This window comes from Nocardia mangyaensis (assembly GCF_001886715.1).
In the GTDB taxonomy this organism is placed as follows: Bacteria; Actinomycetota; Actinomycetes; order Mycobacteriales; family Mycobacteriaceae; genus Nocardia; species Nocardia mangyaensis.
In genome coordinates this window covers 6,284,225-6,309,831 of the sequence record NZ_CP018082.1, presented here as the reverse complement: position 1 = coordinate 6,309,831, position 25,607 = coordinate 6,284,225, and the positions used below count along the sequence as shown (strand labels likewise).

Annotated in this window: 27 protein-coding genes and 1 pseudogene; 8 read left to right on the top strand and 20 right to left on the bottom strand. The window is 65.1% G+C overall.

The window, feature by feature from the left end; all coding sequences use genetic code 11:
- Positions 1-22: 22 nt before the first annotated feature.
- The 3 genes from BOX37_RS28700 (at position 23) to BOX37_RS28690 (ending at position 3,921) form a co-directional block, all read left to right on the top strand.
- Positions 23-1,267, top strand: coding sequence for a PucR family transcriptional regulator (locus BOX37_RS28700; protein WP_062991519.1), 1,245 nt, complete (start codon positions 23-25; stop codon positions 1,265-1,267).
- Positions 1,268-1,777: 510 nt separating this feature from the next.
- The gene (locus BOX37_RS28695; protein WP_071930338.1) at positions 1,778-2,428 is read left to right on the top strand and encodes a hypothetical protein; all 651 of its coding nucleotides are present in this window, start codon (positions 1,778-1,780) and stop codon (positions 2,426-2,428) included.
- On the top strand, positions 2,425-3,921 hold the full coding sequence (locus BOX37_RS28690) for a flavin-containing monooxygenase (RefSeq protein ID WP_071930337.1): 1,497 nt from the start codon (positions 2,425-2,427) through the stop codon (positions 3,919-3,921). Before BOX37_RS28695 ends, BOX37_RS28690 begins: the two co-directional genes overlap by 4 nt.
- A 323-nt stretch (positions 3,922-4,244) precedes the next feature.
- On the opposite strand, the gene BOX37_RS28685 is transcribed toward BOX37_RS28690, so the two are convergent.
- The 16 genes and pseudogenes from BOX37_RS28685 to BOX37_RS28610 form a co-directional block, all read right to left on the bottom strand.
- A complete protein-coding gene (locus BOX37_RS28685; RefSeq protein ID WP_071930336.1) occupies positions 4,245-5,123 on the bottom strand; it encodes an SAM-dependent methyltransferase in 879 nt (292 codons plus the stop codon).
- A 112-nt stretch (positions 5,124-5,235) separates the two neighbouring features.
- Positions 5,236-5,937, bottom strand: coding sequence for a Scr1 family TA system antitoxin-like transcriptional regulator (locus tag BOX37_RS34765; RefSeq protein WP_240505089.1), 702 nt, complete (start codon positions 5,935-5,937; stop codon positions 5,236-5,238).
- Positions 5,938-5,943: 6 nt separating this feature from the next.
- Positions 5,944-6,627, bottom strand: a pseudogene (locus BOX37_RS36335) (helix-turn-helix domain-containing protein); the annotation flags it as partial.
- Between the two features lie 220 nt (positions 6,628-6,847).
- Complete coding sequence (locus BOX37_RS28675) at positions 6,848-7,645, bottom strand: DUF8176 domain-containing protein (protein ID WP_071930334.1); 798 nt, start codon at positions 7,643-7,645, stop codon at positions 6,848-6,850.
- Complete coding sequence (locus tag BOX37_RS28670; RefSeq protein WP_156910604.1) at positions 7,642-8,943, bottom strand: hypothetical protein; 1,302 nt, start codon at positions 8,941-8,943, stop codon at positions 7,642-7,644. Before BOX37_RS28670 ends, BOX37_RS28675 begins: the two co-directional genes overlap by 4 nt.
- On the bottom strand, positions 8,943-9,251 hold the full coding sequence (locus BOX37_RS28665) for a hypothetical protein (protein ID WP_071930332.1): 309 nt from the start codon (positions 9,249-9,251) through the stop codon (positions 8,943-8,945). Before BOX37_RS28665 ends, BOX37_RS28670 begins: the two co-directional genes overlap by 1 nt.
- 66 nt (positions 9,252-9,317) lie before the next feature.
- A complete protein-coding gene (locus BOX37_RS28660; RefSeq protein WP_071930331.1) occupies positions 9,318-10,016 on the bottom strand; it encodes a hypothetical protein in 699 nt (232 codons plus the stop codon).
- On the bottom strand, positions 10,013-10,555 hold the full coding sequence (locus tag BOX37_RS28655) for a hypothetical protein (RefSeq protein WP_071930330.1): 543 nt from the start codon (positions 10,553-10,555) through the stop codon (positions 10,013-10,015). Before BOX37_RS28655 ends, BOX37_RS28660 begins: the two co-directional genes overlap by 4 nt.
- 217 nt (positions 10,556-10,772) lie before the next feature.
- Positions 10,773-11,057: a hypothetical protein gene (locus BOX37_RS28650; protein WP_071930329.1), complete on the bottom strand. Its 285-nt coding sequence runs from the start codon at positions 11,055-11,057 to the stop codon at positions 10,773-10,775.
- 30 nt (positions 11,058-11,087) lie between these two features.
- Complete coding sequence (locus BOX37_RS28645; protein ID WP_071930328.1) at positions 11,088-12,836, bottom strand: cutinase family protein; 1,749 nt, start codon at positions 12,834-12,836, stop codon at positions 11,088-11,090.
- On the bottom strand, positions 12,833-13,303 hold the full coding sequence (locus BOX37_RS28640; RefSeq protein ID WP_156910602.1) for a hypothetical protein: 471 nt from the start codon (positions 13,301-13,303) through the stop codon (positions 12,833-12,835). The genes BOX37_RS28645 and BOX37_RS28640 overlap by 4 nt, the downstream gene beginning before the upstream one ends.
- Before the next feature lie 133 nt (positions 13,304-13,436).
- Positions 13,437-14,036 carry a DUF5753 domain-containing protein gene (locus BOX37_RS28635; protein ID WP_071930326.1) on the bottom strand — a complete coding sequence of 200 codons (600 nt, stop codon included), beginning with the start codon at positions 14,034-14,036 and terminating at the stop codon, positions 13,437-13,439.
- A gap of 82 nt (positions 14,037-14,118) precedes the next feature.
- Positions 14,119-14,571 (bottom strand): hypothetical protein, encoded by a 453-nt coding sequence (locus BOX37_RS28630; RefSeq protein WP_156910601.1) that lies wholly within the window; start codon positions 14,569-14,571, stop codon positions 14,119-14,121.
- Between the two features lie 221 nt (positions 14,572-14,792).
- Positions 14,793-15,236, bottom strand: coding sequence for a hypothetical protein (locus tag BOX37_RS28620; RefSeq protein WP_071930323.1), 444 nt, complete (start codon positions 15,234-15,236; stop codon positions 14,793-14,795).
- On the bottom strand, positions 15,233-15,778 hold the full coding sequence (locus BOX37_RS34440; protein ID WP_156910600.1) for a DNA-directed RNA polymerase subunit beta: 546 nt from the start codon (positions 15,776-15,778) through the stop codon (positions 15,233-15,235). The genes BOX37_RS28620 and BOX37_RS34440 overlap by 4 nt, the downstream gene beginning before the upstream one ends.
- A 454-nt stretch (positions 15,779-16,232) precedes the next feature.
- Complete coding sequence (locus BOX37_RS28610) at positions 16,233-16,451, bottom strand: cold-shock protein (protein ID WP_071930322.1); 219 nt, start codon at positions 16,449-16,451, stop codon at positions 16,233-16,235.
- 544 nt (positions 16,452-16,995) lie between these two features.
- Here BOX37_RS28610 and BOX37_RS28605 point away from each other — a divergent pair.
- The 5 genes from BOX37_RS28605 to BOX37_RS28585 all read left to right on the top strand — a co-directional run bounded on the left by BOX37_RS28605 (position 16,996) and on the right by BOX37_RS28585 (position 21,564).
- Positions 16,996-18,063, top strand: coding sequence for an NsdA family TPR-like regulatory protein (locus BOX37_RS28605; protein ID WP_206045732.1), 1,068 nt, complete (start codon positions 16,996-16,998; stop codon positions 18,061-18,063).
- Positions 18,064-18,453: 390 nt separating this feature from the next.
- On the top strand, positions 18,454-19,728 hold the full coding sequence (locus tag BOX37_RS28600) for a helix-turn-helix domain-containing protein (RefSeq protein WP_084760277.1): 1,275 nt from the start codon (positions 18,454-18,456) through the stop codon (positions 19,726-19,728).
- Positions 19,688-20,209: an SAM-dependent methyltransferase gene (locus BOX37_RS28595; protein ID WP_206045731.1), complete on the top strand. Its 522-nt coding sequence runs from the start codon at positions 19,688-19,690 to the stop codon at positions 20,207-20,209. Before BOX37_RS28600 ends, BOX37_RS28595 begins: the two co-directional genes overlap by 41 nt.
- Before the next feature lie 78 nt (positions 20,210-20,287).
- Entirely contained in the window at positions 20,288-20,575 is a 288-nt protein-coding gene (locus tag BOX37_RS28590) for a hypothetical protein (RefSeq protein ID WP_071930319.1), read from the top strand.
- Positions 20,576-21,261: 686 nt separating this feature from the next.
- Positions 21,262-21,564 carry a helix-turn-helix domain-containing protein gene (locus tag BOX37_RS28585; protein WP_240505088.1) on the top strand — a complete coding sequence of 101 codons (303 nt, stop codon included), beginning with the start codon at positions 21,262-21,264 and terminating at the stop codon, positions 21,562-21,564.
- A gap of 2 nt (positions 21,565-21,566) precedes the next feature.
- Here the strand turns inward: BOX37_RS28585 and BOX37_RS28580 are convergent, their stop codons facing one another.
- From BOX37_RS28580 to BOX37_RS28565, 4 genes are all read right to left on the bottom strand, one after another.
- Positions 21,567-22,154, bottom strand: coding sequence for a phosphatase PAP2 family protein (locus tag BOX37_RS28580; RefSeq protein ID WP_240505087.1), 588 nt, complete (start codon positions 22,152-22,154; stop codon positions 21,567-21,569).
- Positions 22,151-23,131 (bottom strand): hypothetical protein, encoded by a 981-nt coding sequence (locus BOX37_RS28575; RefSeq protein WP_156910599.1) that lies wholly within the window; start codon positions 23,129-23,131, stop codon positions 22,151-22,153. The genes BOX37_RS28580 and BOX37_RS28575 overlap by 4 nt, the downstream gene beginning before the upstream one ends.
- 95 nt (positions 23,132-23,226) lie before the next feature.
- Positions 23,227-23,721 carry an ImmA/IrrE family metallo-endopeptidase gene (locus BOX37_RS28570; RefSeq protein ID WP_071930316.1) on the bottom strand — a complete coding sequence of 165 codons (495 nt, stop codon included), beginning with the start codon at positions 23,719-23,721 and terminating at the stop codon, positions 23,227-23,229.
- 820 nt (positions 23,722-24,541) lie between these two features.
- A complete protein-coding gene (locus BOX37_RS28565; protein WP_156910598.1) occupies positions 24,542-25,600 on the bottom strand; it encodes a restriction endonuclease in 1,059 nt (352 codons plus the stop codon).
- Positions 25,601-25,607 lie beyond the last annotated feature (7 nt).

The following is a 25,607-nucleotide window of genomic DNA, read 5'->3' as shown; positions in this document are numbered from 1 at the left end:
GCCCTGGGGTCACAATCAACCCATGTCAGCCGCTATACCGTCGACCACCGCAGATCCGCCCCTCGCCGCACGCATACTTACCAATTGGCCCAAGCTCGCTGAGGGGATGCTGGCTTTGGGTCTGGGTGCCACGACACCGGCAGCAGGCCTGCCGGACGACCACTTTTCCGGCGAAGTACTGCCCGCCATCTACGCCTGCGGGCGAGCGATGTTGTTCGCTCTCGGTGAGAACCGCGACCTCACCCGAGCCGAGGTCGAAACCTTCGTAGCCCCGGTCGCGGAGCGTCACGCGGAGGACCGCTTCCCGCTGTCGATCCTCATCGAAGCCATCCACGGATCCGCACAAGCGGTGCTGGCCGCGGCCGCCGCGCTCGCACAACCAACCGAGATCAACGAACTGGTCGCGATCTCCTCACGCGCCCTTGTCCTGCTGATGCACATCAACGTCGTCGTGACAGAGTCCTACAACGATGTGGAGCACTCGATCTATAACGCCGAAAGAGCCGCTCGCCGAGAGCTGTGCCTGGCGCTGCTTCGTGGCCAGCCCACCGATGAACTTGCTGCTCGCGCCGCCACCCCGGTGACCGACCAGTACACCGTCCTCGCGATCCAGACCGTGCCCGATGACCAACCCGGCCCGACCGCGGATCTGTTGGCGCGGCGACGGATGAGGATCCTGCATCGAGCACTGGAAACGCTCACCAACGGAACCGGGTTGGTCACTTTCGACGGCGCCAACGGGATCGCGCTGTTGCCAGAGGACGCCGACCCGAACAGCACCGCGGCACTGCACGCTGCGATGGCGGCAGATCTCGCCGAGCAGTTCGGCAAGCCGGTCTTCCTCGCCAACCGGGTCACCGTCGCGCGAGCTGACCTGCCCGGCGCGGCAGAAGAAGTCGCTGAGCTCGCGACTCTCGCCCGTCTTCTCGGACGGCCCACCGGCCTGTATCGGATCCAAGATCTACTACTCGAATACCAACTCACCCGCCCCGGCCCATCACGCGACCAACTCGCCGGACTCATCGCTCCTCTGCTCAGCGCCCCCCACCTGCTCGAAGCGCTGGAGGCGCATCTGCGTTTCGGGGTCGACCGAAAATCGGCCTCGAAATACCTGCATGTGCATCCCAACACCTTCACCTACCGGCTGAGCCGAATCGGTGAACTCACCGGGATGAGTCCGACAGACCCGAACGAATCACGCATTCTGGCGGCGTCACTGACGATCCACCACATGTATCCGCCGCCGGTCGTGGCGGCGACCCAGTAATCCTCGATCGCGACATTCCGTGATGGCTGCGATGTGGGCGCCGCCTCCCCGCGTGACCAGAATTCTCCCGACAGTTGGCTCGGCAACCTCGTGGAATATGCAGACGGCCCGCGCATCATCGTGCTCGACGGCGCCGACAAAACCCTGCCGAACACACGAGCCGCTCGCCCACGCGGGCTCTACCGGGATCGCAATGACGAAAACCTGTCAAGACCTCCAGAACGCGACACCCCCGCGGCCGCTTCCGGTCGGGACGGCTTGCGGACATTGCCTTGCTGCAGGGCAATTTGAACATCGCCGAACGGGAAACTTCGAGCATCGACCGAGGTTTCCGCTCTGGCCGCCCTCACGTCAGATCAGGCGCTTGACCAGGTCGTTACTGACATCTCGTGACGAACTCTACTGACACGAATGACGAATCCCCAGGTCGCCAACTGACATCGAAATGGTTTCAACGGTGCAGCCCCGCGCCCACGCCGACGACGATCAGAGTGATCCACGAGATGTCTCATGAGACACAAGATTCTGGGGAAGATCGGCAACACCGAAGCAATCATTCCCGCCGAAGGGGAGTCTCAGCTGTTGTGGAAACAAGCCGGACAACTCACCTTCCGTGATTCTGCTGCCTTGGCGCTCCCGCACACGCCCCGGATTCTGCCTTGGTACGTGCGGATGCTGGGCGATCGGGAAAAGGGCGTAGCAGCCGGGTGGCGCCGCGATGACATCGCCGTCGCGGGGATCACGATCGATCGCGACACCGCCGCCATCGAACTCGCCGCGGCGACCAGTGAACGACTCGCGGCGACCGCGTTGTGGCAGGCATCGACGACAGCCGAAGACGATATAGCCCGTGGCCTGCTCGAATCCGCTACCGCTGTTTACGCGCTGGAACGAATCCTGTGCCGTGGTACCTGGTTCGCCGCGAATGGTCGGATGCCACCCCGAGTAGCACAACGCGTTCGCCGCGATCTGCACCACCATCGTGAGCACCTGGGAGCACACCTGAGCGAGTTGGTCGCCGGGTTCGACATCGACCTGGACGTTTTCGATGCTCCGATGGCCGCCCCCGACTACCTGCGGTGGTGGCAAGAATGGGCACGCTGGTCGAGCACACCGGCCGCCACCGGAATCGCCCTGGTCAGCGATCAGGCGAAGCCATGACCGAACCCATGATCAAGCACAGCGTGGTCGTGGTCGGGGCGGGGTTCGGTGGGCTCACGATGGCCGCGGAACTGAAACGTGCTGGCGTGGAAAACTTCCTGGTCCTCGAATCAGGGACTGAGGTCGGCGGAGTGTGGCGGGAGAACACCTATCCGGGCTGTTCCTGCGACGTGCCCGCCCACCTGTACAGCTTCGCCTTCGACCCCTACCGAGACGCCCGCGTACGCTACCCGGGCCAGCAGGCGATCTTGACCTACATGCGGGAGGCCACCGACCGCAACGGGTTGCGTCCGCATCTACGCTGCGACACCGCCGTGGTCGCGGCCGACTACTCCGACACCGACCGCACCTGGACACTGACCACGACCACCGGGGAGCTGATCCGCACCGACGCCGTCGTGTGGGCGCTCGGCCAACTGCATCGACCCGCGATTCCTCGGTTGCCGGGAGCGGAGACTTTCGGCGGCCGTGCGTTCCATTCCGCACGGTGGGATCACACCGCCGACCTGAGCGGGCAGATCGCCGTCGTCGGCACCGGTTCCTCAGCGGCACAGATGATTCCCGAGCTGGCCCGCGTCGCAGCCGGTGTGACCGTGTATCAGCGTTCCCCGTCCTGGGTACTGCCCAAGCCCGCCGCGTCGTTCGGTCCGCTGTCACGGTGGGCGCTCACGCATGTGCCCGGACTGCACGACCTCTACCGGGAGGGGCTCTACCACGCCGCTGACCTGGTTCTCGCGCCGATCATGCGCGCGGGGTGGTCGGCGGGACCGGCCGACCTCGCTGCGCGGGCCCACCTTCGACGTCAGGTGCACGATCGCGAGCTACGTGCCCAACTCACGCCGAACTATCGGATCGGGGAGAAACGGATCCTGCTCGACAGCGGATATTATCCGGCGCTGACCCAGCCGCACGTCGAACTGGTGACCGAGGGCATCGACCGGCTGGTCCCGGACGGGATCCGCACGGTCGACGGCACCGAGCGCCGCGCGGATGTCATCGTGTGGGCAACGGGTTTCCGCGCGCGTTCGTTTCTATCCGGGGTGCAGATCCGGGGCCGCGCCGGGGTGGACCTGCACGACCAGTGGCGGCGACAAGGACGACCGACCGCCTTTTACGGACTCGCAGTACCAGGCTTTCCGAATCTCTACATGATCGCGGGGCCGCACTCGTTCACGCCGTCGAACAGCAACCCCTCGGTCAAGCAACACCAGGCCCGATACATCATGCGCTGTCTGGCCCTCAGTGCCGACTGTGGTGCGCCGGTGGAGGTGACCGAGCGGGCAATGGCGATCTTTCTCGCTCGGCTGGATCGTGCTCTGGCGCGGACCATCTGGTGCGGTGGCGTGGCGACGGCGTGGTGGAAGCGCGGGGACGGCACGGTCACCAATGCCTGGCCCGGAACCGTCAGCCAGTTCGAACACGCGATCGCCCACACTGATCCGGCCGAGTCGTTCGCGAAGGTAGCGGCGACTGTGGGAGCGCGAGCCTTGTGAACCAAGGGATACCACGCAGCAGTCGGATCTAGTCAATAATACGCGCCCCTTAGCGGCATGTACCGGGGCACAGCCGATCCCAGTAGCTTCCGTCGCGGGGGGTAGCCGCGCTTCGTCAGGGCGCGGCCGAACCCATACGCGGGGCCTCCGGTCGCTCGCGAGACGACGATCATGGCCGCCTCGTCCAGCCCAACCGCATGAGGACCAGTGCCTGCCATTCCCCCGGCCTGTGTACCGCGATCGCGGTCGTGCAGTCGTTCTCGCACACCACACAGCCACCGTTGCCGACCACAGTCGGCGGGTCGGTCCCTTCCTACACCATGTCACCGGCCACCACGTACTGCTACGGGTCGCAACTGGCCGATGGCGGCGTAGGCGCTCAGGTCCCATGTCGTGCGATGGCGGGGTGCGGTCGCCGACAGCCGCCGAATCCCGTCGTCGTCGTCGGCGGCGGCGTCGCCGTCGCCGTCGTTGTCGTGGATGGGGGTCGGTGCCCACCGGTGCGGGACAACCAGACCGGGCGCGAGCAATTCGTATCCGGCGAACATGGCCGCGATCTCGTCGCGGCCACGCGGGTGATACGGAATGCCCACGCCGCGAAGGGTTTCGGCGGCCGCCTGAATGTGCTGGGGGTAGAACTCGTCAGTGACGTGGGTGAGCACGAGCCATGTCCCGACCGGGAATCGCTCGGTCAACCCGGCGAGCGCGGCGGGGGCTTCGGTGATCAATTCCGCGGTGCCCGACACGCACACCGCCACCGGGGCCGTCATGTCCATCACGGCAGTGATACCGCGCATGATCGCGTCGGTGTCGGTGATGTCGGTGTCGGTAAAGAACCGGGTCGGCGGTTCGTGCAGCATCGCGCGACCGTGGGTGGCCGCGAGGACGTCTGTGTCGACGTACAACGTCCGGGCGGTGCCGCCGTGTTGTTCGGCGATGTCGTGGATGTTCGGGGCGTAGGGCAGACCGCACCCCAGTTCAACGAACTGAGTAACCCCGTGACGATCGGCGAGGTATTCGACCGCGCGCCGGGTGAAACGACGGGACTCGATCAGCGCGGGCCTGAGCGTGCTGCTCGCCAGGATCTCGGCTAGGGCTACGTCGCATTCGTAGCGGTCTTTCCCGCCGAGGAAGTAGTCGTGCAGGCGTGCGGGGTTGGGCTGGTAGGGGTCGAACGAGGTTGGTGGCCGCGTGGGGGTCATGGGGGCTCCTGCCGCGTGGTGTACGACCCCGACCAACTCCCGGTGCCCGTGGCGAGGGGCGCACGGCGGCGGTGAGTTGGACGGGGCCTGCACGGTGTTACCGGTCGGGTGGTCAGTCGGTGCAGTGTGGGTCGACAACGCGCGGTCCCGCGCGCGCATCGTCGCCGTAGTCGGTTTGCGCGGCGAGTGGAGCGAAAGTGCGTTCGGCCACCGCGACGTGTCCAAGCGCGTTATGGACAATGGTTTGTGCATCGACGCCGGTGGCGGCTGCTGCGTGGGCTCGTACGGCATGGTCGGTGTAGAGGGCGACATCGATCGCGCTGGCGAACACATGCGGGCCGGTGAGGGTATCGAGTATCACCGCGTCGTCAAGGATGAGCAGGTTTCCGGGAAACGGCGGCAGAATGGCGTTATAGGGCAGGATTGCTAATCCTTCTGTGCCGCTGCTGATTTCATCGTAGAGGTGGGTGAGCTGGTCGCGCATGGTGTCGGGTCCGCCGATGCAGCTGTAAAGGGCGGATTCGGTGATGAGAGTTCGGACCTGATGGTGTGAGCGCGGCCGGTAGGGCTTGGCGAAGTGGCGGGGTACCGGTGCGGGGCCGAAAAAGTCGGCGTCAAGACGCGCCAAGACGGCGGCGTAGTCCTCAGTAGCATAGAGCGGGGCAATGGTCGCGGTGCTGATCGTCCAGAAACGCCGCGAACGCATCACGGTGTCACCGAGCATTTCATATCCCTGGTCGCGGTGGATCGCGGCGCGTTCGGCTTTAATGTGTGCTCGCAGGGCGCGGGCTTCCTCGAGCAGGTCGGGCAGCACGCCCGTGGCGCCCGCTGTGCGACACCACGCGCGCAGATGTTGGGCTGTCGGGACCGAGTCACCGTGCTCGAGACGCGAGACCACCGAGGCGTGGGTCCACCCCATGCGGGCGGCGAAGTCACGCCCGTTCATCCCGGTGCCCACGCGTAGGGCGCGGAGTCGTCGCCCAAGCGATTCGAGCTTGGCCCGTGACAGTGGTCCCCGCCCGGTTGGTGCACGTTGTGGGCGCGGGGCGGGGTCGGGGCTGGCTTCGGGGGCAGGTTCGGGAGGGGGCGGGTTGGTCAGGCGTTGGTGTGCAGCGTGTCCGGCTTCGGTGAGGGTGTACACCGGTCTGGTGCGGCCTCTGCCGGGGATATCCGGTCCGTTGGGGGTGGCATAGCCCGCGCCGACCAGCCACCGCAAGGTGATGGTGATCGGGCCCTCGATCCGCCCGGCGGCGATCTGCTCGGCTGTGCGCGGCCCGTCCGCCAACGCGGCAAGGGCGGCAATCTGGGCGCGGGTGAATCCGTCACGGAATCGTGAATACTGGTGCACCACAGAGGTTTGCGCTCCTTCGGATGTGTGAGTGTGGGCAGGGCGGGACACCCGGAAGCGGCGGATGTGCTGGTCCGGGCCTCCGGGGGGCCTCCCTCCTTCGCTGCCGCCCCGTGCCGGTCCGGGGGCGACCGGGCGCGGGCGGGTGGAAGGCATTCAGGTGGTTTGTGTGGTGTTGCCCGTTGTGGCTGTGGCCGTCAGGGCAACAGGCAGAGCCGCTCCGTGGGCAAGCGCGCCAACCCTGCGCACCGTCCGGACACCACCGCGACAGTGCACGGTCGGCGCGCGCCGACTTCCTGAACGAACACGAGCGCGGCGGTCAGACACGTCGGTGTGACTTGTGTCGGAGGTGTGGGGTGGCGGTTGGTTGGGTGGGTCATGGTGCCGCGCTGATCGCGGTGATCGTGGCGGTGCCGTCGGGCTCGGTCGCGGTGGTGATGATCAAGGCCGCCAACAGCTCTGGGGTTTTGCTCGGCCATTGCTCACGGATTTGGACTTGCCACCGGCCCGGTGAGGTCGGCACGACGGTGGCGCAGTACCGGGTCCCGACCGGGACGGAGTCGATGCCCTCCTGAATGTGTTGCGCGGGAGGGACCTTCGCGTCGGCGGTGACGTATTCGCGTGCTTTGGTGGCTGATCGTTGGACGTAGTAGGCGTATTGGAACGCGAAGATAACGCTGACCGCGCTGGTGGTGTCGCCGGGGTCGGCGCCCGAAGACAGTGCGGTGCTGCGTTTGTGGGGGCAGTCGGCGATCACGTGTGGCGCGGTGGACGTTGTCGGGACCGCGTGGACCATCCCGGTCAACGGTGCGGGCAATCGTGTGCTCGGAGCCGGGCCGGATTGTTCGTCGGTGTCGGGCAGTGACTCGAGCACGACCAACAGCACGATGATCACGACCGCGAAGACCGCGCCGAGGGTGGCAATGACTCGTCCGGTGCCACGCTGGTCGGGGCGTGCGGGTGCGTAGTTTCGTCCGACCTGCCGAAACCCTGGCGGTGCCTTGGGTTCGTCGGGGTCGACGTCGGTGGGGAGCATCCAGTCCGACCAGTCACTGGATTGGTCGTAGTCGTCGTCGACCGGGTCGTCGTCGACCGTGTGGTCGGGGTCGGTACGGAGATCGCTGCCTTTGCCGGGAGGGCCTGGTCGGCGCAGATCGAGCGGGTTGTCGGTCATGACGTGACGGCACCGATGACCGGAACCACCACTACGACACCATCACCGGCGATCGCGGAAGGTGAGGTCGTGCCGGCTTGGGCACGCGGTTTGTGCTCACCGTCGGTCCCGGAAGCTTGACCGGCAGCAGGCGGCACCACCGCGCCGGTGCTCGAATTCTGGCCAGGGGCCACAGCGGGACCAGGCGCCGGGGAGGGCTGGGGCTTCTGATCGCTGTCACTGGGCGGGGCTTCCGGTTTCGGAGTGATCGGTGCGGCACCGGCATTCGATCCTGTCCCGGTACCGGCACCGTTCGCACCGGCGGCGGGCTTGTCGGAACCACCGAAGCTGAATATCGGTGCCCCGCCACCGATGCCGCCGTTACCGAGTCCGTTCGCACCGGTCCCGGTCCCGGTCCCGGTTCCGTTGGTTGTGGGTGTGGTTCCTGTGCTGTCGCCGGTGTTGCCGGTGAGTGCGGCGGTGATCGTTTCACCGGCTTCGTCACCGAGGACGTCGATGGCGTGGGTCGCGACTCCGGCGGCTTCGGTGATCAGGGTGGTCAGTACTTCGGCCCCGGAGGTGATCAATTGCGTACCGAGGGTGGTCGCGGCGTCGATGCCTGCGGTGGCGAGGGTTTGCTGCATCGCGATGAGCGGATCGGTCGATGTCGAACTACTACCGGTGTCGTCGATGCCGGTGCTGTCGTCGTCGCTGGTCAAGGATGGGTCGCCGGTGGCGGGACCGCCGCCGGTTCCGAGACTGGATTTCGGTGTGGTGTAGTCGGTTTCGCGGAGCTTGCTGGTGTAGGTGTCGTAATCGGCTTGCGCGTTGTCCACCGCGGAGAGTGAGTTGCTGTACATCTGTCGGGCCAGCTCGATGACGGTGGTGACGCCTTGCTCATTCGGCGAGGCTTTCAGAATTCGGCGGGCTTGGGTTTCGAAGTGGTCGAGTTCGGCATCGATCGCCGTGGCGGCGGTGGTGTTGGTGCCGACCGCGGCATCGATCAGCGTCGCGAATTCCCCAGCTTGGTCGCTACCCTCGGCCAAGCTGGTGCGAGTAGCACGGATCGCGGGGATCGCTGTGTCGGCGGCCGCGGAGCTCCAGCTCGATTCGAGATCGGTCGCTTGCAGGCGGTAGGGCGCCTCGGTGGAGTCGAGGCGGGTGATCGCGTTGTTGAGCAAGGTCAGCGCCTGGGCAGGGTCGCCGGTGCCGTCCACGCTGGTACGCAGCTCGCGGATCGGTGCCGACAGGTAGGTGATGATCGCATCGGGATCCGGGGCCACCTGGCCGCTGGTGGAGGGTTTCACACGAGTAGCCATCACGACTGCCCGATGACATCGAGGCCGTCGCCGATGTGCTGATCGAGCCCGCTGATCTGGGCCCGGTAGGTCGCGACGTGGTCGGCCTGATCGGTCACCGTGTGCGCGCAGCCGTCGAGATGGTTGGCGTGATTGGTCATGGCGGTGATCAGCAAAGCCCGAAAGTCGGCGCCGATCAGCCCCAATCCTGGTACCGCGTCGACCGCTGCGGTGGTGGTGTTCGTGGCGTGGGCGACCTCGGCGGCGACGTATGTGCCGGTGGTAGTGGCGAATTGGCGTGCGGTGGCGGGATCGAAGTCCAGTGTCATGCGGTGGCCCCCTGGCAGTGGTACGGGTATCGGTTAGGTAGGTGGACAGGTCGGGGTGTGTGAAGGTCAGCGTGCGGTCAGCTCGACACGGCGCGGCCGAGCCTCATTGCGCGGCTGCGCCTGGTGAAGGCTGGGTCGTGTCCGAGACCGTGCGGGCGGTTCTAGCTGGTCGAGCAGCGCCGCGATGTCGAGGTCGGTCGGGTCGAGGAGGTTCAGGTGGCGTGCGCCTTGGGCGGCGGCGGCGAACGCTTCGACGAGGACCGTCTGTTCGGCCAGCTGTTCGGGTGGAGCGCCGGGTGCGAACCCGTGCGCGATCACCGCGTTCAACAGCTCTGCGCCGGCGTCGGGGATGTCGTAGGCAAGATCGATCATCGTCATGATTTCGGATCCGAACCCGGCCCTAAGCCTCCAGAGCCCGACCAGATCGGAGAGCACTCGCGATCCCGAAAAGGAGCGCAGATCCGGCACGGGATTGTGTGCCGCCAGCGCGCGGGCGTGGCGCCAGCACTGATCGATGCGGGCCGTGAGAAGCCGTCGTGCTTGCTGGTGGAAACCGTGGTGGATGACGATGTCGCATCCGACCTCTACCCGGACTGGGTGCGAACGCCTGGCCACGGTGCGGGTGCGGGAGTGCGCGGTGAGGTAGACCAGGGCCAGGCAGGTGGGGCTGAACGCGAGCCCGACTACGGTGTCGGGGCCGTGTCGGACCAGCGCTTCGGTGGGGGCGGCGATGTTGCTGTAGTGCAGCATCGGGCGAGTGGTCATGGTTGGCTGCTTCGGGGGACGGCGCCCAGTTCAATACGCTGCGGGCGCGGGACCGGCGGCAAGCCATCTGCACGGCGGCGAGGTTGGCGGCGACCTTTGGGCAAGCCCCGCATCAGCTTGTCAAACTGTCGGCCGGTATCAAGGAACGCCGGACCGATCGGGCACTGACCCAGGTGCGGTGGCCATTTGTCGAAGAGCACGGTGAACATGGCGATACGACCGACCAATTCCCCTGCGGTGACGAGCTCGGGGACGTCGTCGTCGATAAGGACCGCCGCGTTGTGGCGGTTGCCGATATGCCAGCTGATCTCGTCATCAATCACCCGGGCGATGGTGCGACTGACGTCGGTCGCGAACGCGGGGAAGTCGTAGGTCTGCCATTCACCGATGGTCGTGGGGTCCACGTCGGTGAGGTAGATCGTCCACATCGTCACGTAGACGTGCGTGGCGTGCTCGAGCGAGGTCGCCGATTTCTGCGCACCGTTCCACACCGCGAGCAACCGGCTGGTGTCGGGCAACGGCGCGATTGTTCTGTTCATCGGTCTCCGATCGATCGGTGAGGTGCTGGTCGCTGGCAGGGCGCGGCCACCGGGGAGGACAGTGGATGTGGGGAAGTAGCGGTTTCGAAGACGATCGGCGCATCGGTTTCGCGGGGCGTCGCGGGCAGGCGCTGCGAACACCGGGAAGCCGGTAGGGAGATCGCGGGAAGCGGCAGGCTGATCAGGTGCTGCGCAGGAGTTGGGTATCGGGGCACGGTCAGCTGCCGACGACAGCGTTCATGATGGTGCCGCCGCTGGTGGCCACGACGCCGCCGATCATGGCCCCGGCCACCATTTTCGGTGACTCCAGTCCGCCACCGGTCCATTTCTCCCAGGCGAACTTTCCCCCGGCGTAGGTGATGGCCACGACGCCCGAGAGCAGGATGAACCAAGTCAGGTAGCGCACCATTTGCAGGATCTTGTCCGAGGCCGGCGGCGCCAGTGGAGACGGGTTTTGCAGTTGTGCCAGCAAGTCGCTGCCAGCGGCGAGCAGAGGGTTCATCGGTCGCCCTTTCGAAAGGGGTTACGGGAGTCAGCGGGCGGGGTCGGTAATGCCGGGCTGGCGAGCAACGGTCGAGGTGACCGGGGGTCGGGTCACGTCGGCGCTGACGCCGGGCTGGCTCGGCCCGACCACGGTGATCTGAGTGGTGGCCGGTGGTTGGTGCAGCTCGGTGGGCGGTGCCGCGATGTGTTGCGGGGCTCCCACCACCTCGACCGGCGAGGGGCTCGGTCCTGGTGAGGTGGTGGGAGCGGGTAGGTCCACGCCGACCGGCGTGGACATGGTCGAGAGGAGCGTCGAGCGTGTGGGGGTAGCGGTCGGCGAAGGAGGTGAACCTTGGCCACCGCGCTCCGGTGGCAAGGGTGCGGCGGCGGCGTCGTGGGCCGCTGCGGCCAACCACGCTCCCGCCCATGCGGCGGGGGAGGGCCCGTCACCGACGGCATGGGAGTAGGCGTCGTGCCGCATCCCGGTTTCCCAGATCCGTACCCACGTGGTGAGGTCGAGCAGGTCGCGGTTGTCGGCGACCTCGCGGCGCACGACATCGAATGCCGTCGAGACCAGTCGATCTCCGGTGGTCGGCGCCACAAGGTCAGTGACCGCACTAGTGAACTTCTCGCCCACCATGGCGACAGCGGCACCCGGATTGGACAGGGCGACGCTCGCCAGCTGGGCGAGGGCGGCGGGGTTGAGCACCGCCGCGACAACAGCGTTGACCGCGTCGAACCCGATAGTTCCGACACGTGTCACGGCGGCGAGGGCGGTGTTGACATCCACCCCGGTACGCGGGTCCGAGGCATCCGCCAGGCGCTGCGATATCGACTTCTGCGGTGAAATGCTCAGCGTGGCAGGCGAGTGACCAGAGATGTCGTCGTCGAGGACGGTGACTGCGGCGTTGAGCGAGGTGTAGGCGAGGGCTTGCCCGATCGATATCAGCGAGGCGATCGGGTCCCCGGTCGAGAGCAGCGACTGCGAGGCCACCCCGGCGGCGGCACGCAGGATCGCCGAACCCTCGGGGGTATCACAGGCCAGGTCACCGGAAACGCAGACACTGGCCACTCGGCCGGTCAGTGCGCCGAAATCCTCGGCGATGTCACGCTGCGGGCCGATCCCGCCACCGGCAACGCCTGAGCGGACCGGGGCTGCGGGCAGTGCTGCCAAATGCTTTCCACTGGTTCCGGGCGCCGGGGCCGGTGCGGAGGCATCGGTGCCTGGGAACAATCCGGTGCCAGGGCTTCGGGTCGGGTCGGCCATCAAGATCACTGCCGCGACCACACTGGGATCAACGACCCCGTGGCCCGCACCTATCTGCTGCGCCACGATCGAAGCGACATGCGAGCCCTGCGAATAGCCGACCAAGCCCATCCTGGTTCGCGGACACACCGAATGGACCTGCGCCATCATCGATTCCGTGCGCAGTACACCGGTCGCGACCGATTCGGCGTACGGAACGATCGAGGCACCGACCGCACCACCGAAGCCCGCCGGATACGGCACATACGCACGATCGACCAGGCCAGGTTCGGGAGCGGCGGCCATCAGCGGCCGCATCACCAACGACAACATCCCGGTGTCGGTGCTCGGCGCAGCATCCGGCGAGGACTCACCGGTGCCCTGAACAGCAAACACATACAAAGCCGGACATCTCGACAGCGACAACGACGTCGAAGGGGCCGGTGTGGCGGTGGTTGTCGGTGACGCTGCAGCCACGCCCACCGCGGGCGCGCCCGCGGCGAAGACCGCGACGCAGGCGAGGATCGCCGCGGTACGTCGAGTGAGTGTCATCGCTTCTCCTGCAACGGAATCGATTCGGGGGAGGTGTTCCACCAGATGCTCAACGGCACCCGCCGACGCCCTGCAAGGAGATCGGCGGTGAGCGCGTCGAGGCCACACACCAGCTCATCGAGCGGCCCCCACACCACAGACAATCGATCAACATCAACGGGGCGCCCCGGCAACGCGGCGTAGTCGGCCATTCTGACCAGCACCATCGACACCGTTTCGGTGTGCAACACCGCCAACTCGGTGGGGATCGGCAGGACCTGGTCGACGTAGGTGTCGATGCGCCGCATCACCCCGATCCGCGCCCTACTGACCCGATCCCCGGTGGTGCCGTTGGACAAGCGGACCAGCTCCGCTGCGGCGGCGAGGACCGGATTGATCAGCTGGCGGTCGGTGGCCCGTCCGAACATCGCCTGCAGCACGACCCTGCCCGACGGCAGCGGCGGTGATGGCTCTTCTGCGCTGGTCATCGACGGGGCTCCTTGCCAACAGCACACACCCGTGACCCTGCGGCGCCGGTGTGGTGAATCAGATCGGGGACAGGACGACCCGCGACCACGCCATCACCGAGCCCGGTGGCTCGGCGATGGACGTCGGTGGCGGTTAGTCGGCGTGGGTGGCGAGTGCCCGGGTGAGCAGGACACGTGCGTCGTAGCCGTAGACGGCCTGGTTTTGCAGGAGGGCGAAGGTACGTTCGGCCACTGCGATGTCGTCGGGGCGGGTGGCGATGACTTCACCGGTGACGGTCTCGATCTCGACCGCAGAGCTGTCGTGGATATCGAATGCCGGGGTGGGGGCGAGGAACTCGGTGTTGAGCGCGACGATCCCGACGCGGAGGTTGGGGCGGGAGTCGAGGTTGTCGATCAGTGCCTTGATCTGCGCGCGCATCACCGCAGCGTTACCGACCGTGCGATGCAAGGCCCACTCGCCGATCAGGAACTCGAAGGTGTGGGGTACACGGTCGAGGATCAGTTGGCGTTGCATCCGGGCCGCGACAACCTCGTCGAGATCATCCGGGACACCGAGAACTCCGATGCAGGCCGCCAAGACTGCCCGTGCGTAGTCCTCGGTCTGGACAAGCCCGATGACCAGCTCCGGGTTCCATGCGCGCTGCCGGGTGACACCGCTCTCGATGTCTTTCAGGCTGTGCTGCAGCGTGGCCAGCCCGGTCTCGGTCTGGGAGTACCAACTCGCATAGGTCATGTCATGTCCGTATCTGTGTGGTGGTGCACGATGCCGGGCGGTGCCCGGCGAATCGGGTCGGTTCAGTGGGTGCGATGGTCGGTCACGCGGCGTGCAGCGTGGCGCGAGCGGCGTCGAGGGTGAAGCTGACCAGCAACTCGAAATCGGCGAGACAGTCCGGGCGGGGTTCGTCGAGCCACACACGGGTGTCCTCGCCCGGGGTGGGTAGCGGGATCGGGGATCCGGTGACGGTACGGATTGCCTGCACCGTCGAGGTCGGCGGAAACAAGGCGACCTTCCGGGTGTCGCCGGCCTTGGGGGAGGTGGTCAAGAAGGTGCGGGTGCGGGTCGCGACGTTGTCCACGATCGGAGTGACGATCCTGCTGTGGCGCAGCATGTCCAGGACCAAGTCCGCCAACCCTGAACACACCTGGATCCCGTGAACGGGGTCGGCGGGCAGGATGATCTGGTCGTGTCCATCGAGCACGACACGCCAACCGAGGCGGCGGTAGGCGGTGCAGCGATCGGCAGGGGTTTCTGTCAGGGGTATAGCCACAGGTCCTCGCAGGGCATTCGGTTGATCGGGAGAAATCCATCCCTGATCTCGGCGGCGGTGATGGATGGATGGGGATGGGAAAGCCAGTCACGCAAGAAGTTCCGCACCGCGGTGCGGCAGCCGCGGAAATCGACCACCAACCCGGCACTGATCACCCGCAGGTGTGTATCGGGTTCGTCGGGGCGAGGTGATCGCGGCAGCGGCATCGCAAACCTCCGGTGCTACCAGCAGTCTGAGATGGTGGTGACCACGACCTCAGCGGTAGGCCGATACGGATCCAACGGCTCGTGAGGAAGCCAGCGTCGGGCGGGATCTCGTGGCGAGGGCAGTACGACCTCGTCACCGTCGGGCAGGAGAACGGCCCCGGCTGCTGTCAGCGCCGCGAAGTTCACACCGTGGCGCAGATGGTTGGGCACGGGCCCGGTCAGGATCGTCACGACCGGGTGCGGGGTATCGGTGTGCACGATGACCGGGCCAGGCCAGGTCAGTGCTGCGATCACCCGGTGTCCGAGCTCGGAAGGCAATTCGATGGCGCCGACTGTCCCGGTCCGCAACACGATCTGACTGGTGGACTCGCGGACGAACGCGTCGAACCCACAGGCGTTGCGGTACATACTCGCGCGGTGAATCACCTTGTCCACCGGTAGCAATCGTGTGCTGTTCACCGGGTCCCACCACGTTTCAAACAGATCCGGACCGCGTTCAGGACCGTGTGGGTCATGGGCCGTTGCGGGCTGGTCGGTGGCAACTCCCACTCACGGCACGGGTCAGCGTTCGTTGCGGTTGGTGTGGGAAGCGCGATCGGGATGCCGGAGGCCAGTACGACGACGTGGCCGCGCCAGAACAGGGTGTCGTCGGCAGTGGGGTCGATTCCGAGGTCGGAATTGGTGATGAACGTCCACGATCCCGATTTGGGGTGGAACACGATCGGCCCGCAACCAGCATCGGATCGAGACAGGCTGCTGCGAACGCGCTGTCCAAGCGCCCACGGAACCATGACCGCCTGTACCCGGCCTGCAAAGACGATGATCTGACCGGAGTCAGGATCGATGAGCGCTGGCAACTGGCACACCTGTTGGTAGTAGGCGCACCGTGACGCAACCGATGCGCCGATCAGGTCCACACCAGCCAACTCGGCCCCGGTTGTCACGTACGGGTGGTGACCGGAAACCTCTAGCAGGGCGGTTTGGGTAGTGGTCGTGATCATGGGTTGTCTCCACGGGAGTGGTGGGTGAACGTGATAGGGGCGGGAGCCGTCCGGGGCGATCTTGTGCCGGTGACCGCGGCTAGTGCCCTGTCGACTGCTGCCGATCGGCGGCGGTGAGCGCGCCCGCCCTGCCGGTCTGTGCCCTCGGCTTTGAGTTCTGCGACAACGGCTTCCAGCTCGTCCGGGTCGCTCCGGGCAGCAAATAGCAAGATGGCTACAAGCTCTTGGTGTTTCCGGTTTCGCACTGCTTTCGCACCCCCAATCGTGTGCACGACTCATGGCGATCAGATAACCAGCGGCTGCGTCCGCGTCCTATGGATTCGGTGTCCACAGCGCGTCCACAGCTGCGACATCACGGACCGGGCGAGACCCAGATGGACCTTGTTCCTTGAACCAACGAGCTCTCATGGCGAATCAGCCTGCTTCCAGTGCCGTGCAGGTCGGACGTAAGGTCCTAGGTGATGGCAGCTTCTGCAGGTTGCACTTTCACCGCTTGAGGACCGCGTTCGCCCTGTGAAATCTCGAACTGGACGTGATCGTCTTCGGTCAGGCTTCGAAATCCCTGGCCGACGATGCCGGAGTAGTGGACGAAGACGTCGGGCCCGTCGGCGCGGGCAATAAATCCGAACCCCTTCTCAGCGCTGAACCATTTCACGGTTCCGGTGATGGGCATGTGAAGCTGCCTTTCGTTGATTCTGTTGGTTCCTAGGGCTCTCCCGTTGGCGAGTTGATTGCCTTCGGGCTTTGGGGCACGTCGGCGACTGACGTAACCATTCGATCTGTGTGAAGCCAGCTGCAGACCGGAGTTTTGAGGCAGGGCGTCAGAAGTCTTGGTCTGGAAGCGATTTCAGTGTGTACTGGGTTCTCGCAGCGCGGTAGCGTCTCAAGGGGTGGCTAAGGGTGGCACTTCCTACACAACTGGAGGGGTAGTGACTGACAAGCCGAAGTCGGCCCTGGACCAATGGAGGCTGCGCGCGGGCCTGAGCAATAAGGAGTTCGCGCGCGAGATCACCACTCGCGCTGCAGCTCGGGGGCATAATCACGTTGTGCCGGACGCCACAACTGTCCGGCGTTGGATAGAGGGCAGTAAACCTCGCCAGCCCGTCCCGGACCTGATCTCCGACCTGATTTCGGACAAACTCGGCTACCGGGTTACCACGTACGATCTGGGACTCGGAGAGCCTCACAGCGACCGTGGGCTCATTTACCATCCGTCAGTGAGCGACAGCATCGAGTCTGTCGCAGACCTTGGGAGAGCCGACGTGGACCGACGTAGTTTCCTGACCGCCGCGCCGTTTGTGGCGTTGGCCGGTCTCGGGCCTTCGCGCGACTGGCTACTCAATACCCTCGAGCAGCTTCCTCAAGCGGGCCAGCGCGTTCATCTTGACGATGTCGCCGCGCTTCGTGACATGTTCTCCAAGTTCCAGGAAATCGACATCTTCCAAGGTGGAGGATCGGGCCGCCTGGTCTTGGCCGCCTACATGAACAATCACGTCTACCCCCTGCTGCGTCGCTCTCAAACCGCAGAGGTCCAACACCAGCTCTACGGAGCGGTGGCAGAACAGACCTACCTGCTCGGGTGGATGGCATTCGACAACGGCGAGCACGGTGTCGCCCAGCGCTACCTGATCCAGGCACTGCGCCTGGCGGAAGAATCACGTGATCCCGCAATCGGAGCGCATGTATTGGCAGGTCTGGCAGATCAAGCCACGCTTCTCGGGAACCCTGCAGAGGGTCGCCGCCTGGCACAGGCAGGTCGGCACGGGCTCCGCGCGAGCGATTCCCATGCCTGTATGGCGGACCTGTGGACTCTGGAGGCACGTGCGCTGGCCGCAGCTGGCGAGCGAAGTGCAACGATCGCCGCGATAACCCAAGCAGAAAAGGCCTTCGAACGGGTCGACGTAGAAATCGAGCCTGAGTGGGCACGCTTCATCGACCCGGCCTACGTCCACGGCGAGATCGCCAACGCCTTCCGAGACATCGGGTACCCCGACGAAGCGGAGTTGCACGCGAACCGATCCATCGACTACGCCAAGTCGCAAGGGCGGGCGCGGCGCGGCGCGATGTCGAACGCTGCGCTGGCTGCTGTTCACCTCCATCGCGGTGACCTTGAGGCTGCACGGGAGGCTGGCATCCGCACCCTGAACCTCTCCAACAGGGTGAAGTCAACCCGGTCCGTTCAGGCAGTTCGCGACGTCCACCTGCGAATGGCCCGGGTCGGCGGCCACGACCATCCGCTCGTGCGGGAATTCGGTGAGCTCGCACATTCCGCCCTGAACGCCTAGCCTCACATATTCCCATGGCCCGCCGCATTGTTCGCGCGAGCAGTTGCGTGGGTACAGGTGATGCCATGTCCGTGTACCTGCGCGCCCGGAATGACCGACATCGTGCCTGAACCCGAGGCCATCTGACGGTCCGGCCGTTGTCGGCGACGCTTGTGCCCAGCAATCCTCGATGGGAGCCGAGCGGAGCTGATGACGACGGCCATCTAGCGGAAGCCGTTCGATTCGATGGACAGCTGGCACGTAACCTCCTGCCTAGTGGCGGCGGTACAGCTCGTGGGACTAAAGCCGATGTAACACAGCGGTTGTCCGACAAGGTTCAGGCGACGCTGGTGGATTCTCAGCGAGATTTGCCGTCCACAACGTGTCCACAGGCTGGCATGATTCGACAGCATGGACAGTCACGGCGCTATCGTCGGTGCGCAGCTTCGAGCCGCCCGCGAGGCCGCGGGCGTGTCGTTGGCTGCGTTGGCAGGCCAGATCCATCGCGGGAAGTCCGCGCTGGCCTACTACGAGACCGGCGAGCGCACACCCCCGCCGGATGTCATAGCGTGTTACGAGACGCGATTCGGTGGCCTTCGAGATCCAGTCGCTACCCTCGCCGACCTTGGAAAGGCTGACGTGGAAAGACGCGCGTTTCTGCGTGGCGGGTACTCGACAGCATTGGGTGCCTCGGTACTGCTGCCTGGATGGCTCGACACCGCTGCGCCAGTGGCAAGAGCTCAGAGCACGATCCGGCACGTCGGATCTTCCGACGTCACCGACGTCCGCAACGTCATGACGCTGTTCTCCCAAATCGAACAGCGCATGGGCGGTGGCCACGGGCGACGCGCTGTTGTCCAGTACCTCAGCAGTGAGGTCGTCGACTACCTCAACGGCACCTACACAGACGAAGTCGTACGCCATGACATGTTCGCGGCAGCGGCTGAGATGGCGTACTTGGCAGGATGGATGGCCTTCGACAACGACGAGCACTCCGCGGCTCAGCGCTATTTCGCGACAGCCACCAAGCTCGCTGCCGAGGCGGAAGACGCTCCGCTGACCGGCCACATCTTGCGTGCGATGGCACACCAGGCCATCGACCTCGGACACGCCACGGAAGGGCTCGAATTGGCCGAAGCCTCCGTCGCTGGCTCCCGATACAGCACCGCCACGCCACGCGAGCGCGCATTGCTCAAGATCGTTCACGCGAAAGCCCTCAGCGCTGCCGGCCATCCCTCGGAGGCCGCGAAGGCTGTGATCGTCGCCGAACAGGATCTCGCATCGGCATCGAGCTCAATCGCTGAACCCTCGCGGGTGTTCTTCTTCACCGAGGCGAGCCTGGCCCACGAAACTGCTTGTGTTCTGCGTGATTCCGGCGATCTTGAAGGCGCGGCTCAACAGTTCGAACGCAGCGTGCGCAAACGCAAGGCGCAGGCGTTCGCGCGAACTCACGCGGTCACCCTCGGCTACCTGGGCGCGGTGCAGGCAAAGCGCGGAGCCCTCGAAATAGCCTGCGCGACGTGGAAGTCGGCGCTGCTGTCGATGGGGCAGGTTCAATCGGGTCGCACACGCGCCGTGGCGCACGGCATCCGCGCCGCCGTCGCAACACATCGTGGATCGGCGGTGGCGGGACTGGCCGAAGTTGATGACCGAGCCACTGAATACCTTCAAGCACAAGGGATATAGGAACGCAACGATGACTGACGAGAAGTTCGAAGTGGTGCCGATCGCACACGTGATCGGTGGGCGCCGTGAGCCCACGGACGATCATTGGGGCGGCACTGAGACGATCATCAGGATCGATGATCCGCGGTTCAGCGAAGATTCCGTCAAAGGGCTCGAACAGTTCTCCCACGTTGAGGTCGTGTTCCGCTTCCATCTGGCCGATCAGTCCGATCTCCACTTCGGTGCCCGCAGCGCACGCGACAACCCCGAATGGCCCGAGGTCGGGATCTTCGGGCACCGCAACATGCGTCGCGTCAACTGGCTCGGAGTCTCCCGCGCCAGACTTCTTCGCGTCGACGGTCTCAATCTCCACGTGGCTGAGCTGGACGCCGTTGACGGCACTCCTGTGTTCGATATCAAGCCGTGGTTCGCCGAGTTCGGGCCTCGCGGCGACGTCGAGCAGGCGCCGTGGTCGACCGAGATGCTCAGGGACTACTTCTGACCGTGCGATCTGCTCCCGACACGGCAGCCACGCTGAGGGGTCGCTGGTCGCAGACGAATGCCAGAAAGGCGCAGCCGCATGGGTGATCAGGACGGCATCGACTTCAATAGTGCCAGTACCGGCGACGACTATTGCGCTCTCCCTGACGGTCGGGTGCCGTTGTGGGTGATGCTGACCGTGGGCGATGACGCTCACTGCGTGACGCCACGGCACACGCACCAGGCCCCGCTGATCCTGTCAGCCGCGGTGATCGGCCGCGACTGCACCATCCCGGACGGCGAAGTCATCGGCCGCGAGTTCACCGCCGCCGGCGGCCGGGGCGAGCCATTGCACGACTTCCGGCTCGTGCACGATCCACGACTGTAGGGTCCGAACTCGCAGGACTCCGCACCAGGCGACGCGGCGGGACCTGTTCGGCGAGCGCCCGCACTGCTGGTTGCCGATTGTGGGCGGCGAGGTCGCGCAGGTAGATGATGCAGCGGTTCGAGTTGACGCAGTCGGAGAACATGCTGACTGCGCAGTCTGTCGAGAGCTTGATTAGGCCGGGTCGGGAGTTGCCGCCTATCTCGGGATCCATAGCCGACACGTCAATTCGCCATTCGGTGACCTCTATGGGGCGCCGATCGCGAGCAGATCGGCCTAGAGCGATAGAAGGAGGTACCGCGGGATGCACGCCAGTGTGTACCGCGCGGTACCTGCCATCCTTGTTCGGTTCGCTTGCCCCCTTCTCGAGCGAACCGGGACTCCCCAATGGTCAGGGCAGCCCCATGCCGACCGGTCAGGTCGGCTACGGTGACCTTAAGCGGGGGTGGCTTGCTAGTGCAAGTTGCAGAAGCAAGTTGTGATTATGGATAAGGTAGCCATGGAGTTGCGTCGGGAGGGTGCGCTGACTGGCGGTGAAAAAGGAGGTCCGAGGTATGTCGAACCTCGAAAATTATGACGCGCCAACGGAATCCGAGAGCGGTCCTGCGTTTGCTCAACGACTGAGGTTTCTCTTCGAGACGGTGTATCCGCGCGGACGGGGTCCCTACAGTCAGACCGAGGTGGTCGACATGATCAGGGCCAACGGTGGCGGGATGACCACCGGCCTTATGTCACAACTGTTGTCAGGTAAGCGGCGGTCACCCACGTTGCCGACGGTGAGCGACATCGCCACCGTGTTCCGCGTCCCGATCGACTATTTCGGGTCACCGGAGTCCTATGCTGAGATCCGGCGTCATATCGAGTGGATCAGCACGATCCGCGATTCGGGTGCCGAACAGGTCGCGGCCCGCAGCTACGACCCTGCCAAGGTGTTCGAGGTCGGGTTCCGGGAGCTCCGCCGCAGCACTGCCGAAGGCGACGCGGACGGCTGATTTCAGGACACCAGCAGATAGGCGGCAGCGGCGAGCGCCGCGCCCACGAAGGAGCCGACAACAACCTGTCCGCGAGTGTGGTCACCTAGCCACACTCGCGACCATCCATTCACGACAGTCAGTGGCAACGCGGCAAGAAACCACGGTGAGGCGATCAACGCCAGCAGGACCGTGGTTCCCGCACTCACGGCGGTATGGACACTGACCTTCCATTTGCCGATCACGGTCACGATTCCGATGCCGAACAGGACAACCAGCCCCGCCACCGTCCACGCGATCAGAGCGCGCGGGGCGCCCTGCACGATCTCGACGATCAGGCCCACCCCCACGATGCCCAGAATCGCCGGAATCACCCAACGCCGACCGTCGATATCGGTCACATGGTGATCGCTGGCGATACCGCCCCGCACCCCGGCCAAGATGATGATCATCGGGATCCCGCCCGTAATCGCGGCGACGAAAAGCCCCCACCCGGGAGCCCCCACAGCGAACCCGGCGATCGTCCCGGTCACGATATTGATCACCCAGGGCGCCCCGAGTTCAGTGATCACCCGAGCCGCGCGCGCTTGCGGTGCCATCGTTTCCGTCACGCCGAAACCTCCCGTTGTCCATCCCGATATTTCCGTGCCAAGGTCAACGCCCACCTGCGGTCGAGTTCCGCCTCGAGCGCCGCCGATCGAATACCGGCGCTGTTGAACGCTGGCGACGGTCGCGCATGCAACAGCCAATCTGATGCTGCCGCAGCCACTTCCGAGGAGTGTGCGACGTAAACGTTGGGTTGTGCGGCGCGCTGGGCTTCCATGCTCAATGCGTCCAGCAACTCGGTGACCCGGTCACTGGCCCGCTCTTCGGTGCTGCTGCCCCGTCGGGACGGTCGGCGAACTCCCGGCCAGCGCGACACCAGCTCCCGATGCAGTGGGCCGATCGCCCACAGAATCCGCTGCGCACGCACCCGCGACACGACCGGCGACAACATCATGCCCACGAAGATCACCAGCACACCCACAGCGGAAACCGCCCGGGTCACCTCGAAAACCACGGGCAGCTGAGGCGCACTGAGATAACGCACCGCCACGAAGTAGCTCAACCGAATCCACGCCCACGCCGTCGCCGAGGCCAACCCCACCGACAGGAGAGTCAAACTCCAGCCGGTCAGGCTACGCACATCCGCGGCACGAGAGGTCATCACCATCAGCGCAGGGCACAGCAGCGCCGGGAACAGCGCACCGGCGATGCCGGCCTCAGCATATCCAGGCAGATGACTGAAGGAGATGTCGAACTCGAATCCATCTGCCGCTTGCGGAACCGTTGGCGCGCAGACGAAAATCGCCATCGCCACCACGGAACCGACCACCGCGATCAGGCCGAGTACCCGCGCCCCACGCGCGACCTTCTCCGGGTCGCTCGTCACGGCCAACGCCAGGACCCCCGAGGAGGCCGCCATCAAGTTGAACAGCACCATGCGCAATCCGGTCGAAAAATTGGGGATCGGCACGACGGTTTGCACCAGTGTCTCCACCGCCGGGATGTTCAAACTCAAATGCACGGCGACAACACCCAATGCCACGACCATGCTCCCCAGCACCCAACTGCGCGACCACCACCACCGCCACGCCCTGCTCGCCACCGCGATCCACATCAGGGGCGCCAGAACCATTGCGTTCATCCCAGCGCCTCACCCCAGCGAGACCGCAACCGCGGCTCTTTGCGACCGATCCGCTGCAAGCGATTCAGCAGCAAGCTCGCGAACTGCTCGGCAGCCAATTCCTCCTCGGCCGCAGCTGCATTCCCGCACTCCCGGCGCAACATCAGCGCAGCCATCTCGTGCATCCCTGTCGGCAGCACCGACTGCGCCAGCTCCAGCACCGGTAGTCCCTGATGCCCCAGCACGATGTGACCCAGCTCGTGGGCAATGGTCCGGTCTCGAGTCTGTACCCAGGACGCGACACTCACCTCATCGTGATCCCGATAGTGAACCCACTGCCCGAACACCCCCGTCGGTAGCACCGAATCCTCAACCACCCGCAACGGTCGCCCCCGGAGCCGAGAAACCGCCTCCACCAACCCATCCAGTGACTGAGACTGCCCCGCCGTCGCCATGGTGAAAATGCGATCGACCGCCGAATTGACCGCCGATCCGTTGAACACGCCCACCATCCAACCACACCCGAACTCGACTCGCCGAGCGCCGATCGCCCGAGCTGACGCCTTGGAGTTCGACGATCGCAGAGACTTGGGGCAGCCGCATTCGTGGAGTGGCTTCAGCGTTGCATCTCGGCATCGGTATTCGAATTTGCTTGCGGCGCTGCGAGGTTCGCAACAACCAGCTAGATCGCTTTGGTACGCTGACGGCCGTCGCCGCGACAGCGTCTGCGACGAACGCGCCGCCAACAGTGCCCGGCATTCCGCGCGCCTGCCAGGTGCGCTGTCGTTCAATGCGATTTCGGCGCCATTCGCCGTGTTGCATGCGAGGGCTTCCCGATTAGGATGAAGCGCGGGCTGGCAGCCTTAATCCCCCCCAAGGTTTGTCGCCCAGTTCGGCGGTATGTTGGACCCCTTGTGGGTCGGTGGCCGCCGTCGATGCCGCCGAGCCAACTCCCCCCTTCGCCCGGCGGCATCGCTCACTTCAGCTTGGGATGGCATCGCCGATGCGCTCACGCGCCCTCCGAAGCCAAACTTTCACGGGACGCGCAGACTGGCTGCGAGATACGGACAGGCAGCGTCTCAACCATGAGTCGTTGTGCACGAGGCCCTCAAGGCGAACGTGCTCAGTGTCAGCCTCTACGAGCTTCCTTCGGAAGCCATAACCTAGATCTGCCGTCAGTCGACCACCCGCTCCGACCGTGAGGTCGAGTCCGAGCAGCACAGCCACGATGTGGCGGAGCAGATCTCGTGAGGTCTCGGTGACGACAGAGACAGACCCGACCGTAGGTCGAATAGCGCGGCCTGATGCGGGACCGGACGCACCTTCAGCATGTCAGGCTGCACCTGGTTCTACGGCTGGGTCGTTACCTTCGACTGGTTCTGCGATTCCCAGAACGTCGAATATGCTCTCACCCCATGTCGCCCACTTGCGGAGGCGCCATTCGTCGACGAGGTAAATGTCTTGCGACAATGCAAATTCGGTCGCCTGCGCCGAGAATGAGGTTGTCGTGACAATGATAGGAATGTCGGCCTTGTGGAATGGACGGGCTGTACCGTTGACCTGATAGACGACGTCGGGGCCGATCGGCTTGCCTTGCCGAAACTTGCATTGCACGACGACCCGGCGGCCAGCAGGTGTCAAGGCGATAATGTCGGCACCATGGTCGCGAGCGCCGCCGCCGCGCCGGAGGATGGTGAGTCCATCCCGTTGTAGTACCCAGGCCGTGATTTCTTCGAAGCCTGACCCGTCACAGCGCTGCAGCTCCCGGTCATCGATGCTATTATTTGACGAAGCGAAGGCCGCTCGCCTGCTGTCGATGTCGCGCACGGTAGCCTGCGTGGCTTTGAATTCTTTGATGGTTCTTTTGAGTTCGTCAGTCAGTTTGAGACATTCATCCATTTGGTTGTACGCCGACTGTGTCGGAGACTCTCCGTCAAGAGCGGCCTGGAAGCAATCCCCCGGAGGCATGCCGAAACGGTCGGCCAGCTCGCGGAAGTTCTCCGATACTTTGGTGGCGATCTCGCGGCATCGTTTGAGAGCCTGCGCAACGGTGACCATCAAGCTGCGCATTGCGGTGTCGATCTCTCGGCGGGTGTACTGCCACTCCAAGTCGAAAGGCTTGGAGGAACGTTGAAGATCGGCCAGCTCGTCTCGCACGTCCTCGATCCACTTGACCTCACCATTGACGCCATCGAGCGCTTCCTTCACGAAATGGCCTTCGACGGCCCAGAGGAACGCTGAGAGCACGTCGTCGCTGTTGGCGGCAGCGATCCAGGCCGCGATGTCCTTGCGAGCCTCTCTGGATCGATACCTACTCGGCCACACCGCTTCTGGGTGTAGGCAGAGCTGGTGAGGGTCAGTACCTCGTGTTCCGGGTCGAACGATGATCACGGCGAGA

Bases quoted from the DNA above. Each gene is read 5' to 3' on its own strand.
- BOX37_RS28700 (WP_062991519.1), top strand. From the start codon at position 23: ATGTCAGCCGCTATACCGTCGACCACCGCAGATCCGCCCCTCGCCGCA.
- BOX37_RS28695 (WP_071930338.1), top strand. From the start codon at position 1,778: ATGAGACACAAGATTCTGGGGAAGATCGGCAACACCGAAGCAATCATT.
- BOX37_RS28690 (WP_071930337.1), top strand. From the start codon at position 2,425: ATGACCGAACCCATGATCAAGCACAGCGTGGTCGTGGTCGGGGCGGGG.
- BOX37_RS28685 (WP_071930336.1), bottom strand. From the start codon at position 5,123: ATGACCCCCACGCGGCCACCAACCTCGTTCGACCCCTACCAGCCCAAC.
- BOX37_RS28675 (WP_071930334.1), bottom strand. From the start codon at position 7,645: ATGACCGACAACCCGCTCGATCTGCGCCGACCAGGCCCTCCCGGCAAA.
- BOX37_RS28670 (WP_156910604.1), bottom strand. From the start codon at position 8,943: ATGGCTACTCGTGTGAAACCCTCCACCAGCGGCCAGGTGGCCCCGGAT.
- BOX37_RS28665 (WP_071930332.1), bottom strand. From the start codon at position 9,251: ATGACACTGGACTTCGATCCCGCCACCGCACGCCAATTCGCCACTACC.
- BOX37_RS28660 (WP_071930331.1), bottom strand. From the start codon at position 10,016: ATGACCACTCGCCCGATGCTGCACTACAGCAACATCGCCGCCCCCACC.
- BOX37_RS28655 (WP_071930330.1), bottom strand. From the start codon at position 10,555: ATGAACAGAACAATCGCGCCGTTGCCCGACACCAGCCGGTTGCTCGCG.
- BOX37_RS28650 (WP_071930329.1), bottom strand. From the start codon at position 11,057: ATGAACCCTCTGCTCGCCGCTGGCAGCGACTTGCTGGCACAACTGCAA.
- BOX37_RS28645 (WP_071930328.1), bottom strand. From the start codon at position 12,836: ATGACACTCACTCGACGTACCGCGGCGATCCTCGCCTGCGTCGCGGTC.
- BOX37_RS28640 (WP_156910602.1), bottom strand. From the start codon at position 13,303: ATGACCAGCGCAGAAGAGCCATCACCGCCGCTGCCGTCGGGCAGGGTC.
- BOX37_RS28635 (WP_071930326.1), bottom strand. From the start codon at position 14,036: ATGACCTATGCGAGTTGGTACTCCCAGACCGAGACCGGGCTGGCCACG.
- BOX37_RS34440 (WP_156910600.1), bottom strand. From the start codon at position 15,778: ATGATCACGACCACTACCCAAACCGCCCTGCTAGAGGTTTCCGGTCAC.
- BOX37_RS28610 (WP_071930322.1), bottom strand. From the start codon at position 16,451: ATGCCCATCACCGGAACCGTGAAATGGTTCAGCGCTGAGAAGGGGTTC.
- BOX37_RS28600 (WP_084760277.1), top strand. From the start codon at position 18,454: ATGGACAGTCACGGCGCTATCGTCGGTGCGCAGCTTCGAGCCGCCCGC.
- BOX37_RS28595 (WP_206045731.1), top strand. From the start codon at position 19,688: ATGACCGAGCCACTGAATACCTTCAAGCACAAGGGATATAGGAACGCA.
- BOX37_RS28590 (WP_071930319.1), top strand. From the start codon at position 20,288: ATGGGTGATCAGGACGGCATCGACTTCAATAGTGCCAGTACCGGCGAC.
- BOX37_RS28585 (WP_240505088.1), top strand. From the start codon at position 21,262: ATGATCAGGGCCAACGGTGGCGGGATGACCACCGGCCTTATGTCACAA.
- BOX37_RS28570 (WP_071930316.1), bottom strand. From the start codon at position 23,721: ATGGTGGGCGTGTTCAACGGATCGGCGGTCAATTCGGCGGTCGATCGC.